The organism is Brevundimonas albigilva (assembly GCF_023573565.1).
GTDB lineage: Bacteria > Pseudomonadota > Alphaproteobacteria > Caulobacterales > Caulobacteraceae > Brevundimonas > Brevundimonas albigilva.
This window is the reverse complement of the sequence record NZ_CP097649.1, coordinates 188,615-202,993: the sequence shown is the minus strand read 5'-3', so window position 1 is coordinate 202,993 and position 14,379 is coordinate 188,615. Positions and strand designations below refer to the sequence as shown.

The following is a 14,379-nucleotide window of genomic DNA, read 5'->3' as shown; positions in this document are numbered from 1 at the left end:
CATGCTCAACAGAATCCTCGGGGCGGCGGCGGCCGTCCTGCTTGCGATCGTTCCCTCGACCGCGCCGCGGGCGCAGGACGACGACATCCTCAAGAACCTCATCAACAACCCCAACGTCGCCAGTTGGCAGGTGCTGGGCGTCAACCGCCCGCCCCGCCCCCAGCATGCCGAGGGCGTCCTGGGCGAGCGGGCGATCCGCATCGCGGCGCGGCGTTCTGACCAGCCCTGGACCGTGGCCGCGCAGATGCCCGTCACCGGCGCCGTCAAACAGGGCGACACCGTGCTGCTGGCCGTCTGGGCCCGCCTGGCCGTCGCCCCGCCCGGCGCCGAGACCAGCCGCCTGCCGCTGCGGGTGCAGGAAAGCACGCCGCCCTACGCCGCCCTGGCCGAGGACGCCGGGACGGTGGGATCGACATGGACCATGATCTACGCCTCGGGCGTCGCCACGAAGGATTATGCGCCCGGTGCGGCCAACCTGGCGGTCCATCTGGCGGGCGCCGACCAGACCGTGGAGCTTGGGCCGGCGCTGCTGCTGAACTTCGGCCAGGACTACGACGCGTCCAAACTGCCCCGGAACACGCCATGAAGACCGCCCTGTCCGCCTGTGTCGCCGCCGCGGCCCTGATCGCCGCCGCGTCGCCCGCCCAGGCGGCGGACCGCCCCGCCATCCGCCTGAACCAGGCGGGTTACGAGGCGGGCGGGCGCATCGGCATGACGATCGCGGCCGACGACGCGGCGCCGCTGCGATGGCGGGTGACGGACGGGGCCGGCACGGTCCGGGCCGAAGGTCTGACCCGGCCGTTCGGCGCCGATGCAGCGTCCGGCGAGCGTGTCCACCAGGTCCGGATCGACGCCCTGCAGGCGGGCGACTACAGCGTGGCCGTCGATGGCCGCCGGCGCGCCTTCCGCGTCGCGCCGCGCCCGTTCGCGACGTTGAAGCGCGACGCCCTGGCCTACTTCTATCAGAACCGCGCCGGGGTCCCGATCCTGGCCCGGCACGTCGAACGTCCGGACCTGGCGCGCGCCGCCGGCCATCCCGAAGAGGTGGTGACCTGCTTCTCCGGACGCGACCAGCGGGGCGCCGACTGGCCGGGCTGCGACTATCGGCTGAACGTCACCGGCGGCTGGTACGACGCCGGCGACCACGGCAAGTACGTGGTGAACGGCGGCATCGCCGTCTGGACCCTGGTCGACGCCTATGAGCGCGGACGCCGGCGGAACCTTGCGCCCTTTGCGGATGGCGCCGCGGACATTCCCGAGGCCGGCGACGGCGTCGACGATCTGCTGAACGAGGCGCGCTACGAGCTGGAGTTCCTGCTGGCGATGCAGATTCCGGACGGCGCGCGGACAGCGGTGCTGGTCGACGGCGCGCCCCGCGTGATCGACGCCGGGGGCCTGGTCCATCACAAGGTCGCCGACCGCGCCTGGACGGCCCTGCCGATGGCGCCGGCCGACGATCCCCAGCCGCGCTTGCTCTATCCGCCCAGCACCGCCGCGACGCTGAACCTGGCCGCCGTCGCCGGCCAGTGCGCCCGGGTTTGGCGGGACGTCGACCCCGCCTTCGCCGATCGTTGCCTGGCCGCCGCACGGCGCGCCTACGCCGCCGCCAAGGCCCGCCCCGGCCTGCTCGCCGACAACCGGTTCGACGGCAGCGGCGCCTATGGCGACGACCAGGTCGCGGACGAATTCTATTGGGCGGCGGCCGAGCTGTGGGCCACGACCGGAGAGGCGGCCTATGCGGCCGACGCGCGCGCCTCGGCCTATTGGCTGGGCGCGCCGGGCGCGGGCGCGTCGTCGACCGGCGACATCTCCTGGGGCCAGGTCGGCGCGCTGGGGACCATCGCCCTGGCCTCCGCACCGGCGCTCCCAGAGGCCGAGCGGCGCGCCGCGCGCGACGCTCTGACGGCCGCGGCCCGCGCCTATCTGGCCGAGGGCGAAACCCAGGGCTACGCCCTGCCGCGCGGCGGCGACCGGTTCGAATGGGGATCCAACGGCGCCCTGATGAACCGCGCCATGATCCTGGGTCTGGCTCATGACTTCACCGGCGAGCCCGCATTCCGCCAGGGCGTCGTGGACAGTCTGGACTATCTGCTGGGCCGCAACCCGCTGGATCAGTCCTATGTCTCGGGCTGGGGCGAGCGGCCGATGCGTCATCCGCACCACCGCTTCTGGGCGGCCGGATCCGGCCCCGGCTGGCCCGAACCGCCGGCCGGCGCCCTGTCTGGCGGCCCCAACAACACGGCCATGTCGGACGAGATCGCCAGGCCGATGCGGGGCCATTGCGCCCCGCTGGCCTGCTGGGCCGACCACATCGACGCCTATTCGCTGAACGAGGTCGCCATCAACTGGAACGCGCCCCTGGTCTGGGTCGCGGCCTTCGTCGATCCCGACCCTGTCCCTGCGGAGGCTCAGACGGCTTCGGCCGCGCAGTAGCGGGCGATGTAGGCGTCCTGCGTCGGCAGGCTGTCGGCGGCCCGGCGGATGGCGTCGCGCATCCGCTGCAGCCCCGCCCTCAGGCGGACTGGATCCTCGGCGGCCACGAGGGGGTGCGCCCGCGCCGGCGTCACGTGCTGGCCCAGCAAGACGGCGATCCAGGACGGGTGCTGGAACAGGCCTTCGCGATAGTCCTGGACCACGCCCTTCTGGCGGAACAGCGCGATCCTCTCGGCCAGGCTGTCGGGCGGCGGCGTCTCGCGCACGGCCCGCCACAGCGGAGAATCGTCCCGCTGGGTCGCCTGGTAGTGCAGAATGATGAAGTCGCGGATCCGTTCGTACTGCAGGTCCATCTGCCGGTTGAACGCGCGCGCGGCCGCCGCGTCGCGGGCGTGGGCGGGCCACAGCTCGGTCAGCTTGGTGATCGCCGCCTGGATCAGATAGATGCTGGTCGATTCCAGCGGCTCGATGAAGCCCGAGGCCAGCCCCACCGAGACGCAGTTGGCCGCCCAGTTGCGGGTCCGCTGTCCCGCCAGGAAGCGCAGGTGGTTGGCCTCCTTCAGCGCCTCGCCTTCCAGCAGCCCCCTCAGCCGCGTCTCGGCCGCATCGGCCTCCAGGAAGGCGCTGGCGTAGACATAGCCGTTGCCGATCCGGTGCTGCAGCGGGATGCGGAACCGCCAGCCGGCCTCCAGCGCCACGGCCTGGGTATAGGCCCGCTTCGGCGCGTCGGAGGCGCACGGCAGGGCCACGGCGCGGTCGCAAGGCAGCCAGCGCGACCAGTCGGTGTAGCCCGCCTTCAGCGTCTGCTCGATCAGCAGGCCCCGAAAGCCGGAGCAGTCGATGAAGAAGTCCCCGGCGATCTCTCGCCCGTCCTCCAGGCTCACGGACCGGATCGTCCCGTCTTCCGGGGCCTGGGCCACCGAGGCGATCCGGCCGTCGATGCGGGTCACCCCGCGCGCCTCGGCGAACCGCCTCAGGTAGGCGGCGTAGAGACCCGCGTCGAAATGATAGGCGTAGTCGTACGTCGACAGGACCGAGCGCCGGTCGTCGACGGGCGGGGCGAACCGCCCTTCCCGCGCCGCGACGATCGGCAGGGCGTAGTCGTCGATCGACCCGACCCGATCCGCGCCGCCGCCGTGCAGCCAGTAGTGATGGAAGGGCGCCGCGCCGCCCAGCGCGCCGTAGTCGCCGAAGGGATGATAATAGCTGTCGCCGATCCGTCCCCAGTCGTCGAAGCGGATGGCCAGCTTGAAGGTCGCCTGGGTCGCCCGCATGAAGTCGGCTTCGTCGATGCCGAGCTTCTGGTTGAAATCGCGGATGTGCGGCAGGGTGGATTCGCCCACGCCCACCGTGCCGATCTCGCTGGATTCGACAAGTGTCACCCGCACGCCGGTCGGCGCGACCAGCACGGCCAGCGCCGCCGCGCTCATCCAGCCGGCGGTCCCGCCGCCGACGATGACGACGTCCTCGATCCGCGTCCTGCCGCCCGTCACGCCCGCCCCATTTGTCCGACCTTTTTACGATCTATGACCCAGCTTCGCGGCGGGGCCAAGTCGGGGCGGAAAGCATCAGTCGCGCAGCAGTTCGTTGACCCCGGTCTTGGCCCGGGTCTGGGCGTCCACGCGCTTGACGATGACGGCGCAATACAGCGACGGCCCGCCGTTGGCGTCCGGCAGGGATCCCGGCACCACGACCGAATAGGCCGGCACCTCGCCCCGGAAGACTTCGCCGGTCGCGCGATCCACGATCTTGGTCGAGGCCGACAGATAGACGCCCATCGCCAGGACCGCGCCCTCGCGTACGATCACGCCCTCGGCCACCTCGGCGCGGGCGCCGATGAAGCAGCCATCCTCGATGATGGTCGGATTGGCCTGCAGCGGCTCCAGCACGCCGCCGATGCCGGCGCCGCCCGACAAGTGCACGTTCTTGCCGATCTGGGCGCAGGAGCCGACCGTGGCCCAGGCGTCGACCATCGCGCCCTCGTCGACATAGGCGCCGATGTTCACGAAGGACGGCATCAGCACCACGTTGCGGCCGATGAAGGCGCCCTGACGCACGATGGCGCCGGGGACCGAGCGGAAGCCGGCGGCCTGATAATCGGCCGCCGCCCATTCGCCGAACTTGTTGGGCACCTTGTCCCAGAAGGGCCCTACGCCGGGCGCGCCGGAGAAGGACCCCAGGCTGGCCGGGCCGTGGTCGCCCGCGCGCATGATGCGGTTCTCGTTAAGGCGGAAGGACAGCAGCACCGCCTTCTTCAGCCACTGATGCGTCGTCCACACGCCGTCGGCGCCGCGCGAGGCGACGCGGGCCTGGCCCGAATCCAGCAGTTCCAGCGCCGTCTCGACGGCGTCGCGCACCTCGCCGTGCGTGGCGGGCGAGACGTCGGCGCGGTCGTCCCAGGCGGCCTCGATGACGGTTTCCAGATGCGACAGGTCGGTCATGCGGCGTCCTTGAAGGTCAGGTCGGAAAGGAAATCGAGCAGGTCGGGCGCCTGGTGGTCGATGTGGTCGCCAAGCGGCTTGCCGCGCCCGTCGCCGATCAGCACCGTGGCCATGCCCAGCGCCTTGGCCGGCTCCAGATTGCGCGGCGTGTCCTCGAAGAAGGCGGCGCTGCGCGGCTCGAAGTCGAAGCGCTCGATCATGCGTCGGAAGGCCGACGGCGCCGGCTTGGGCGTCAGGTCGCCGTCCTCGATGGCGAAGACGCCTTCGAAGCAGTGGGCCACCCCCAGCCGGTCCAGCACCCGACCGGCGTAGTCGCGCGCGCCGTTGGTGAAGACGAACCGCCGCCCCGGCAGGCGCATCAGCTGTTCGGCCAGGCGCGGATTGGGCTCCAGCCCGTCCATCGGCACGTCGTGCACCATCTCCAGGAAATGCTCCGGCTCGATGGTGTAGTTGGCCATCAGCCCGGCCAGGGTCGTGCCGTGCTCGTCCAGGAACTGGCGCTGCAGCACGCCGGCTTCCTGCGGCTCCAGCCCCACGGCCTCGACGACATAGGCGTTGATCCGCGCCTGGACGAGGCCCAGCAGGCCCTGGTCGGGCGGGTACAGGGTGTCGTCCATATCGAACACCCAAGCGGTCATGTGCGAGAGGTCGTTCAAGACGCCTTCACCAGGGTGCCGGCGCCGAATTCGGTGAACAGCTCGACCAGCATGGCGTGCGGGCGGCGGCCGTCCAGGATCACCACGGCCTCGACCCCGGCCTCGACCGCGGCCATGGCGGTCTCCAGCTTGGGGATCATGCCGCCGGTGGCGACGCCGTCGCGGATCAGCTGCTTCGCCTCGGGCACGGTCATCTGGCGGATGATCTCGCCGTCGGCGCCCTTGACCCCCGCCACGTCGGTCAGCAGCAGCATCCGCTTGGCGTTCAGCGATCCGGCCACAGCGCCCGCCACCGTGTCGGCGTTGACGTTGTAGGTCTGGCCGTCCTCGGCCACGCCGATCGGGGCGATGACCGGCACCCAGTCCTCGGTCTCGGAGGCGATCAGGCCGGCGATCAGCTTGGGGTCCACCTTGGTGGGTTCGCCGACGAAGCCCAGGTCCACCTCGTGCTCGATCATGCTGTCGGGGTCGCGCTTGGTCCGCCTGGTCTTCTCGACCGTCAGCAGGCCCGCGTCCTTGCCCGACAGGCCCACGCCGCGCACGTCGGCCTCCTTGCCGGCCATGGTGATCCAGTGGGCGATCTCCTTGTTGACCGCGCCGGACAGGACCATCTCGGCCACTTCCATCGTCGCCGGGTCGGTGACGCGCAGGCCGTCCACGAAGCTGGACTTCACCCCCGCCTTATCCAGCATGGCGCTGATCTGCGGCCCGCCGCCGTGCACCACGACCGGGTTCACCCCCATCAGCTTCAGCAGCACCACGTCGGCGGCGAACTGCTTGGCCACCGCGCTCTCGCCCATGGCGTGGCCGCCGTATTTGATGACCACGGTCTCGCGGTCATAGACCTGGATATAGGGCAGCGCCTCGGCGAGCGTCTTCGCCGTCTCCCAGCTGCGTTCCTCGGACTGGCGTTCGGTTTCGTTCATGGCGCGCGCATAGCGGGCGCGCGGGGCGCTGTCACGGCGAAACCGGGAGAAAGCGTCAGACGTCCGCCGCGATCCTTCGGTCGAACTCGGCGCGCACGGCGTCCAGTTCCCCATGGATCGCCGGCTCCTCGCCATGACGCGCCAGATGCGTCAGGGCTTGCCAGGCGCGGATCGCCAGCGGATCGTCGCCGGGCGCGCACGCCGCCTGATGGCGCAGGTCGCGCGACAGGAAGTCATCCACCGCGTGGGGCTGATCCCTGGCCGGCGCGTCCAGCCGCAGGGCCAGCCGCGTCCTGAGCGTGTCCGCAACCGCCCTCCAGTCGGCCAGGAAATCGGACCAGGGCAGGAAGACCCGCGGTCGCCCCCGGCTGGCCGCCTCGGCGTCCAGCACATGCCGCAACCATAGGCCAAGCCCCTGGCGCGGCGGGAACCCGTTGCGACGGGTCAGGGACGCGGCGACCTCCGCCGGGTCGCGCAGCGGGCTGACCACCGCGACATCGTGGCCGGTCGCCTCCAGGACTTCGCCCCAGAACGGGAACAGCCGGCAGACGCGGGGGTCCTTCATCACGATCAGGGACTGGTCGTCGAATTCCGCCCGCAGCAGATGCGCCGCCTCCTGGGCGAAGCCGTCCACGCCGGAAACCGCCGCCAGGTCGAACGGCCGAGGATCGTCCCAGCGCGAGCCGCCGGCGGCCAGAAGACGGTCGTTGAAATCCGCCAGGACGACGCTTTCCCAGAAGCCGCGCGGATTGTCCTGGGCCGGGGACATCAGGGTTCGCGGAGGCGCGGCGCCCAGCATGGACAGCGCGCCGGCGACGGACGACGTGCCGCTGCGATGCATGCCCAGGACCACGATGGCGCTGCGACCCATGAGAACCTCCGTTGGGGCGTGTCGGTCGCGCATAGGCCGTCAGGCGTGCAAATCACAGTCTTTAATGGCGCTCAACCTGCGGCTAGACAGTGTCCATGGCGCTCTATCCCGTGATCATGTGCGGCGGGGCCGGAACGCGGCTCTGGCCCGCCTCCCGTCCGTCGCGCCCCAAGCAGTTCATTCCCCTGGCCGGGAATCGCTCGCTGTTCCAGGAAACCGCGCTTCGGGTCGCCCCCCTGGCCCAAGAGGACGGCCGGCTGATCGTGGTCGGCGGGGTGGGCCATCGCGGCTGGATCATGGACCAGCTGGCCGAGATCGGGGTCGAGGACCGGGTGGAGATCCTGCTGGAGCCCCAGGCGCGCGATTCCGCCGCCGCCATGGCCGCCGCCGCCCTGTGGACCCACGCCCGCGACCCGATGGGCGTCAACATCTTCGTCGCGTCCGATCACCACATCCCCGACCACGACGCCTTTCGCGAAGCCTGCGTCGTCGCCGCGGAGGCGGCCCGCGACGGGCGGATCGTCACCCTGGGGGTGCGTCCGTCCGAACCCTCCTCGGCCTATGGCTATATCAGTCCCGAAGGACCCGGCCTGGCCCCGGTGCGGGCCTTTCGCGAAAAGCCCGACGCGCGCACCGCGGCCGACTACATCGCCGCCGGCTACCTGTGGAACAGCGGCAACTTCATCGTCACCGCCGCCACCTTGCTGGACGAGTTGAAGGCCAATGCGCCGGGCGTGGAGATCGCCGTGCGCCAGGCGGTGGCCAATCCTTCGGCGGCCGACCGCGCCGTGCTGGGCCCCGCCTTCGCCGACGCGCCCAAGATTTCCATCGACTATGCGGTGATGGAAAAGACCCGCCACGCCAGCGTGCTGGAGGTCGATTTCGAATGGTCGGACCTGGGCGCCTGGGACGCCATCGCCGCGACCGGCGAAGGCGACTTCGGCCAGCACATCTTCGAGGACGCGGAAGGCTGTCTGGTGCGCGCCCCCGACGGCATGCTGGTCGCAGCCCTGGGCGTGCGCGACCTGGCCATCATCGCCGAACACGACGCCGTCCTGGTGTGCGACCTGGACCGGGCCCAGGACATCAAGCGTCTGGTCGCCCGCATCCAGACGAGTTCGCCCCAGCACCTGGATTTCGCCCGCGACGCGCCGGAAACGCTGGACGCGGGCGCAAGGCGCCTGGCCGACTGGCTGCGGCTGCGCGCCCTGCCGCTGTGGAGCAGCGTCGGCGCCTTGGACGACGGGGCCTTCGCCGAGGCGCTGAGCCTTGACGGCCGCCCGGTCCAGGGCGCCCGCAGCGCGCGGGTCCAGGCCAAGCAGATCTGGGCCTACGCCGAAGCCGGCCGCCTGGGCTGGCAGGGGCCGTGGCGTCGCCTGGTGGTGAACGGCGCGGAACGGTTGCGGACCCATTTCCTGCGCGCCGACGGCCTGTGTTGCGCCCGGCTCGGCGACGACGGGACGCCGGCGGACGGCACGGCCGCCGCCTACGACCAGGTCTTCGTCCTGCTGGCGCTGCGCGCCGCGTGGGGCGTGGCGCCCAACGCCGCCGCGCTGGAGGCCTGCGCGGTTTCCATCCGCGACCAGATTCAGGAACGGCTGCTGCTGGAGGCGCGGGCGCCGACGCCCGGATCCAGCGATCCCGTCCACATCGACATCCATCTGCTGGAGGCCTGCCTGGCGTGGGAGGCCGTCGGCGACGCCCAGTGGATCGCTGTCGCCGACACCCTGGCCGCCCCCGCCCGCGCGCGTCTGGAGGCGGCGACAGAACGGGCCTATCCCGGAGGCGTCGCGCCCGGACGCCTGTTCGAGTGCGCGCGCATCCTGGACCGGCACGCCCGTGCGCGCCGCGGCGCGCCGACCCAGCCCCTGACGATGCGCCTCTACGACGTCGCCACGAAGGGCGTGGACACCCGCATCCGCGCCGTGACCGAGGCGCTGGACGAGCAGGGCCGTCCCCGAGGGGGCCGCACCCGCCTGTGGGCGCAGGCGGAATGGCTGAGGGCCGCGCTGGCGCTGTCGATCGACGCCGCACCCGGCGATCGCGTCCGCCTGGAGCGGGACGCCCAGGAGGCGCTGGCCGCTCTCTGGCGTCACCTGACGCCGGATGGTCTTTGGCGCGACACCCGCCTGACCGCCGACAGGTTCATCGACGAAGCCGCTCCCGCCCGCGGCCTCTACCACCTTGTCGGCGTTCTTTCGGACATCGCCGACCACACGCCGATCCTCCAGGCCCCGGCCGACGCCGCCCTGAGGTGACAGGCGGCGGCTACGCCGGCTTCACCGCGTAGAAGGTGTAGGAACCGAATACATTGATCCAATTGTCGGGCATCAGGTCCACGATATTCAGGCCGGCCCGGCGAATTTCGTCCAGCACCACGGCCTTGGGCAACCCATGCACCTCCATATTGGGCGATGGGGACGCCAGATAAGGCTCCATGCCGAAGGCGTACCCGGGCATCTCGGTGGGAATCTGGAACAACGCGCCGCCGCCGGGCCTCACCTTGCCCAACAGGGTGCGAAGGATCGCCTTCTGGATCGGCGGCGAATTGTGCTGCAGAACGATGATGGAATAGAAGAAGTCGAAGTCTGGAAGGGCGGCGAAATCCTCGATGCCGCTGACGGACTGGGTCGTGACGTTCTTGGCGCCGATGCTCGCCATGCGCTCGTTGCAGAGCTTCAGATTGCCCGGCGATATGTCGACGCCGATGACCTGGTCGAAACGCCTGGCCAGATGTTCGGTGATGCGGCCGACGCCGCAGCCGAGTTCGAGGCAAACGCCGTGGCGCGCCCTCACGCCGGTGCGTTGCTCGAACAGGTCGATGAGACGAGCGGGATCTTCGCCAGACCTGTAGAAGGAGTCGACGGCTGCTTCCGTCAATTTTTCGGACTTGAACTCGTCATTTGTCAGAACGGACCAATGCGGCTCGGTCTCCCCCAACAGGGTCCACTGCGCACGAATGCGATCGACCAGTCGCCCCATGGCCTCAGATGTAACATCGTGCTCGATTTCGCCCGGCAGCGACCAATACGATTGGCGCAGAACCGACATGACCACAGCGTTGTGGCTTTCGCGAACCCGAGTGCGGTATTCATCGCTAACACGGACTATGTTGATAAATTCGGAAAGAGAAACTTTTCTATCTAAATGAGAGGCTACAACCCTTTCCGACTCAGGATCTCGCCCCAATAGGCTTCGATAAACTTCAGCGATTTCATGCTCTGTGACAGAGAGCTGATCTCTATCTTCGACAACAATCGAAGCCATCAACAGTTTTCCTTTTTAAAATAGACGAAACAGATCCAATCAAATTGCCTTCCAAAGACCTTACTTTGGATCCCTCAAATAATATGCGGCCCTACTAGCGGGCTATATGACGCCCGACCGATCATATCGGAATGCGGGGTGGAAGGGGCCAGGAATCTCCCGACCCCATTTCTTTACATGTTCGTCGCTCTTCATGATGTCACGAATGTAGGTCGCAATCCGCTTCCCTTCATCGGCCAGACAGGGATCCGGTTCCCGCGCCGACGAATCCGGCCAACGCAACAACAGTGTTTCATACGTCGCCTCCACAAGCCGACGTAGGCCATGCCGACGGAAGTGGTTGAGCGCAAAAACGGTCAGAAGTTCAACGCTGGGACACAGGTCGGCCGAACGCGCTCGCGACAGTAGTTCGGCCACCGTCAGCATTCCCGCTTCTGCGTCGGGCGTCATCGCCTGTTCAGCGGTCACGGTCATTAAGATCTCGCCGGTAACCCCACAGCGGAGGGTGACAGCGTCGGAAAGGGCGAAGGCCTGCTTCGCGCCCGCAATCTCGAATCCGCACCAACCGCCCCGGAAGCCGTCCATAGCTGCGGCGGGGGCGTAGCGCGTGGCGCGCGCGAATGCGACAGGAGTTTCGTCCGCCAGCAGTTTGACTAGGCAAGGCGCATCGCCGCTGCCTGCCGCGTAGCCGCTTATGGGATTGGATCCGTCATCGAATTTGAAGGCGGTAACAGGGGAGTAGACGTTGTACGACATCTAGTCTTCCTTCACCCAAGCCGCCACCTGGCGATAGCATTGGTCCCAGCCATGGGGTCTAGCTCTCTCGAGAATGTCTGAGATCGATTGAGCTCGCGACCGGGACTGCGCGGCGCGCAACTCTGCAGTCCGCATCGCCTGGGCGAACTGGAAGATATCTCCCGGATCAAAAAAGACGCACGTTTCGGGCGCTACCTCCGGCATGCTCGAACTGTTGGAACAGACCGTGACCTTGCCCAGAGCGCCCGCCTCGAGCACGGGCAGGCCGAACCCCTCGAAAAAAGAGGGATAGACGCAAAAGGCGCTGTTTAGCATCAGCGCGGTCCGCTCGGCGTTCGTCACATAGCCGGTGAATTCGATCCTATCCGAAGAGACCCCGACCTCGGCCAGCCGAGCCATCAGGCGATCCCGTTCGTTCATCCAGCCGTCCCGCCCGATGAAGACCACCTTGTACTGACCAGAGAAACCGGGATTCTCGACCAGGTAGTCGAAGATCAGCCCCCCGTTCTTGCGCGGCTCCAAGGTGCCGATCACGGCTATATACGGCTCGACCGTGACTCCCTGGTTGATTTGCAGCATTCCGGCGCTCAGTTCAGCCGGGTCGAACTCGGCACCCAACCGGATGACCGACATCTTCTCCTCCGGCTGGCCGAAATAGGCGCCGACGTCGCCCTTGGTCGCCTCAGATACGCAGAACAGATGATCTGAGGTGGCGATGTCCTCGCGAATACGATTGGCGAAGTGGTTGATGTTGTCGGCGTTGTGAAACTCGGGCGTCACCAGCGGGCTGAGATCATGTACAATCATCGCCTCCCGCCCGAAGTAGCCACGCACGGGCTTGATGTGTGGGAACACCACAGACATCCGCGCGGCGTCGTGACGGGATATGGGATGCGCTTGCCAAACCCGGCCTGACAGAGTTTCGAGACCGCCAGTTCCCGACCTCTGACTTAGGAAGCCTTCGACTATCTGGCGGGGCATAGGGACCGTCTCATACGCATAGGTCCAGCCGATCTGATCGTCAGACAGCGCGCGTTCCGCCAGCGCGGCGACCACATTGGGAATGCCCGTCCAGTTGCTCTCGAACAGCGGACCGACTTCCAGAACCGCTTTCACGCGATCGCTGCTCATTGGGACGACCCCGCTTGAAGTTGATCAACAAGGGCGTTGAAACGCTCCGCAAAGGCATGGAGCCCAAACTGTCGCCTGACCTCCTCGAAGGCCGCGGCGGAACGACGGGCGTAATCGGCGTCTGCCATTGACACCGCTCGGCGCAGGGCCGCAGTCACCTCGTCGGCTTCCACGTGATGTGTTTCAGCCCCGAACATTCCATATCGCCGCGTCAAACGAATGCCGAACGGGCGCGGCGTCGACGGTATGATGACCGCGTCGTTTTCCGATAGATAGTCTTCCATGGCGGTATGGCCCACCGAGACGGGCACGACTCCACGTCCCATCGCCTCGATCAGCGGCAGGTTCTGGCCCTCCGCGTGCGACGTGCAAAGGTAGAAGGCGGAGATGTCGTAGAGGCGGTTCAACTCCGCCCGCGACAGCACGTCGTCGGTCATCCAGACCCGCTCGCTGACCATGGGCCGCAACATTCGGCCCGCGTCCGCGATCTGTTCCTCCATAAGATTGCGGTTCGGATGCCCTCGCCAAGGAGTCGTCATCTTCATCAGCAGGATCGCGCGATCGTCCGTTTCGGCGAAACGAAGAAAGCCTTCCACCAGCGGCTCGATCTGTTTTCGATAGTCGTGCACGTTGAAGATGCTGAGGAACACCACGGGATCGCCATCGACCGCCGTAGACAGAATGGACGGCAGCGGCGCGGCCCGAGATCGCGCGGCGGAATCCATCGTGTCTTGAATACGGGGCAAAATGGACAGCGGCTGCCATGTGGGCCCCGATGCGTCGCGTGCGGCGCGCGCGATGTCGCGGGGGCTAGGCCGGCCCGAGCGGGCATGGCGCGACAGATGTGACAGGATTGGAGCCGGCACGCGATGCACAGGCTTGGTCACGCCAGCACGAACCGCTTCGGCGCCATGCTGGGAGGGCACCCACAACTCGTCGGCGATATCCAGCATCGTCGTCTGGTCGGCGAAGGCATGGTGAGTCTGAACTTCCTCAGGCAGACGCAGTCGGTCGAACTCCCAAGCGAAGCAGTTGACGTTGTAGGCACCCTTCAGCACCCGTATCCGCTCGGGCGGATAAAAGCCCAGATGAATGTTGGTTTCGGCCCCGGACCGCGCGCGAATGTCGGCGACGTTCTCTGGCCGGTCGATCACCGTATAGTCGATCTCCATCTCCTCCAGCGCCTCTATGAAACCGCGCATGGCGAAGGCGTAGGAATAGTCGGACCGCCCCAGCCCCTGCGAGGCGGAGGCGCGGTCGGTTTCGTTGACGGGTTTGGCCGGCGCCGACAGGAAGACCCGCAACGGAACCTTGTCGCCCTCGCCGCCTTCTCCCCAGAAGATGCGGCTGTTGTCGATCTTGCGCAGCAGCTTCAGTTCGAAATCGATGTGATCCGGATCGGAGTGCCCCGCCGCCCGCGCCGCCTCGAAGCAGCGTTGGGCTTCGGCGAAATCGCCGCGCACCTTGGCCAGGTGTCCCAACTGCAGGGTGATCTCAGGATCGCCCGGCTTCAAGGCCAGGGCGCGCTTGTAGGCCTCGGCCGCGCGCGCATGAAAACCGGACTCCTTGAGCGCATGGCCGTACTGCACCCAGGCGCCCAAGCGCTCAGGCTCCATCTCGCAAATCTTGCGCCGGAAGAAAGCGTCTCGGGCCCAGTCGTGCTGAGCACGGGCCTGGTCGGCGTAGCGGCGCAGTTGCGCGGGCGTTTCGCGGCCATTCAACTGCGCCGCGATGCCCGTGATGCTCTTTTTCAGCGCTCGGCCGACATTGGGGCTTCGGCTCATGAAAACTCCGGATGATCGCCGTCGGGTGGAGCGACGAAGGGTGAAGGATGATTAATCCATCCCTCGGCGCTTGTCGCCCCATCCTTGGCCGAAACCGACGGGGTCAGGCAAGCG

12 protein-coding genes are annotated in these 14,379 nt (G+C 67.9%); 3 read left to right on the top strand and 9 right to left on the bottom strand.

Annotation, left to right across the window (positions count from 1 at the left end; genetic code table 11):
- Position 1 precedes the first annotated feature (1 nt).
- The gene (locus M8231_RS01090) at positions 2-586 is read left to right on the top strand and encodes a hypothetical protein (RefSeq protein WP_249751567.1); all 585 of its coding nucleotides are present in this window, start codon (positions 2-4) and stop codon (positions 584-586) included.
- The gene (locus M8231_RS01085) at positions 583-2,433 is read left to right on the top strand and encodes a glycoside hydrolase family 9 protein (protein WP_250202070.1); all 1,851 of its coding nucleotides are present in this window, start codon (positions 583-585) and stop codon (positions 2,431-2,433) included. Before M8231_RS01090 ends, M8231_RS01085 begins: the two co-directional genes overlap by 4 nt.
- On the opposite strand, the gene M8231_RS01080 is transcribed toward M8231_RS01085, so the two are convergent.
- From M8231_RS01080 to M8231_RS01060, 5 genes are all read right to left on the bottom strand, one after another.
- Complete coding sequence (locus M8231_RS01080; RefSeq protein WP_348521882.1) at positions 2,409-3,926, bottom strand: tryptophan halogenase family protein; 1,518 nt, start codon at positions 3,924-3,926, stop codon at positions 2,409-2,411. The two genes, M8231_RS01085 and M8231_RS01080, sit on opposite strands and share 25 nt — an antisense overlap.
- 75 nt (positions 3,927-4,001) lie before the next feature.
- The gene (gene dapD, locus M8231_RS01075) at positions 4,002-4,874 is read right to left on the bottom strand and encodes a 2,3,4,5-tetrahydropyridine-2,6-dicarboxylate N-succinyltransferase (protein ID WP_250202069.1); all 873 of its coding nucleotides are present in this window, start codon (positions 4,872-4,874) and stop codon (positions 4,002-4,004) included.
- A complete protein-coding gene (locus M8231_RS01070) occupies positions 4,871-5,512 on the bottom strand; it encodes a pyrimidine 5'-nucleotidase (protein ID WP_250202068.1) in 642 nt (213 codons plus the stop codon). The genes dapD and M8231_RS01070 overlap by 4 nt, the downstream gene beginning before the upstream one ends.
- 14 nt (positions 5,513-5,526) lie before the next feature.
- Positions 5,527-6,456 carry an acetylglutamate kinase gene (argB, locus tag M8231_RS01065; RefSeq protein ID WP_250202067.1) on the bottom strand — a complete coding sequence of 310 codons (930 nt, stop codon included), beginning with the start codon at positions 6,454-6,456 and terminating at the stop codon, positions 5,527-5,529.
- A gap of 55 nt (positions 6,457-6,511) precedes the next feature.
- Entirely contained in the window at positions 6,512-7,327 is an 816-nt protein-coding gene (locus M8231_RS01060) for a sulfotransferase family protein (protein WP_250202066.1), read from the bottom strand.
- Between the two features lie 95 nt (positions 7,328-7,422).
- Here M8231_RS01060 and M8231_RS01055 point away from each other — a divergent pair, with 95 nt between their 5' ends.
- Entirely contained in the window at positions 7,423-9,585 is a 2,163-nt protein-coding gene (locus M8231_RS01055) for a sugar phosphate nucleotidyltransferase (protein WP_250202065.1), read from the top strand.
- A gap of 10 nt (positions 9,586-9,595) precedes the next feature.
- On the opposite strand, the gene M8231_RS01050 is transcribed toward M8231_RS01055, so the two are convergent.
- The 4 genes from M8231_RS01050 to M8231_RS01035 form a co-directional block, all read right to left on the bottom strand.
- Complete coding sequence (locus tag M8231_RS01050; RefSeq protein ID WP_250202064.1) at positions 9,596-10,594, bottom strand: class I SAM-dependent methyltransferase; 999 nt, start codon at positions 10,592-10,594, stop codon at positions 9,596-9,598.
- A 102-nt stretch (positions 10,595-10,696) separates the two neighbouring features.
- On the bottom strand, positions 10,697-11,350 hold the full coding sequence (locus M8231_RS01045) for a hypothetical protein (protein ID WP_250202063.1): 654 nt from the start codon (positions 11,348-11,350) through the stop codon (positions 10,697-10,699).
- Entirely contained in the window at positions 11,351-12,481 is a 1,131-nt protein-coding gene (locus M8231_RS01040; protein ID WP_250202062.1) for a glycosyltransferase family 4 protein, read from the bottom strand.
- Positions 12,478-14,265 carry a tetratricopeptide repeat protein gene (locus M8231_RS01035; RefSeq protein WP_250202061.1) on the bottom strand — a complete coding sequence of 596 codons (1,788 nt, stop codon included), beginning with the start codon at positions 14,263-14,265 and terminating at the stop codon, positions 12,478-12,480. The genes M8231_RS01040 and M8231_RS01035 overlap by 4 nt, the downstream gene beginning before the upstream one ends.
- Between the last annotated feature and the right edge of the window lie 114 nt (positions 14,266-14,379).

Coding starts and splice junctions, on each gene's coding strand:
- M8231_RS01055 (WP_250202065.1), top strand. CDS start 7,423: ATGGCGCTCTATCCCGTGATCATGTGCGGCGGGGCCGGAACGCGGCTC.
- dapD (WP_250202069.1), bottom strand. CDS start 4,874: ATGACCGACCTGTCGCATCTGGAAACCGTCATCGAGGCCGCCTGGGAC.
- M8231_RS01035 (WP_250202061.1), bottom strand. CDS start 14,265: ATGAGCCGAAGCCCCAATGTCGGCCGAGCGCTGAAAAAGAGCATCACG.
- argB (WP_250202067.1), bottom strand. CDS start 6,456: ATGAACGAAACCGAACGCCAGTCCGAGGAACGCAGCTGGGAGACGGCG.
- M8231_RS01045 (WP_250202063.1), bottom strand. CDS start 11,350: ATGTCGTACAACGTCTACTCCCCTGTTACCGCCTTCAAATTCGATGAC.
- M8231_RS01070 (WP_250202068.1), bottom strand. CDS start 5,512: ATGACCGCTTGGGTGTTCGATATGGACGACACCCTGTACCCGCCCGAC.
- M8231_RS01085 (WP_250202070.1), top strand. CDS start 583: ATGAAGACCGCCCTGTCCGCCTGTGTCGCCGCCGCGGCCCTGATCGCC.
- M8231_RS01040 (WP_250202062.1), bottom strand. CDS start 12,481: ATGAGCAGCGATCGCGTGAAAGCGGTTCTGGAAGTCGGTCCGCTGTTC.
- M8231_RS01050 (WP_250202064.1), bottom strand. CDS start 10,594: ATGGCTTCGATTGTTGTCGAAGATAGAGATCAGCTCTCTGTCACAGAG.
- M8231_RS01060 (WP_250202066.1), bottom strand. CDS start 7,327: ATGGGTCGCAGCGCCATCGTGGTCCTGGGCATGCATCGCAGCGGCACG.
- M8231_RS01090 (WP_249751567.1), top strand. CDS start 2: ATGCTCAACAGAATCCTCGGGGCGGCGGCGGCCGTCCTGCTTGCGATC.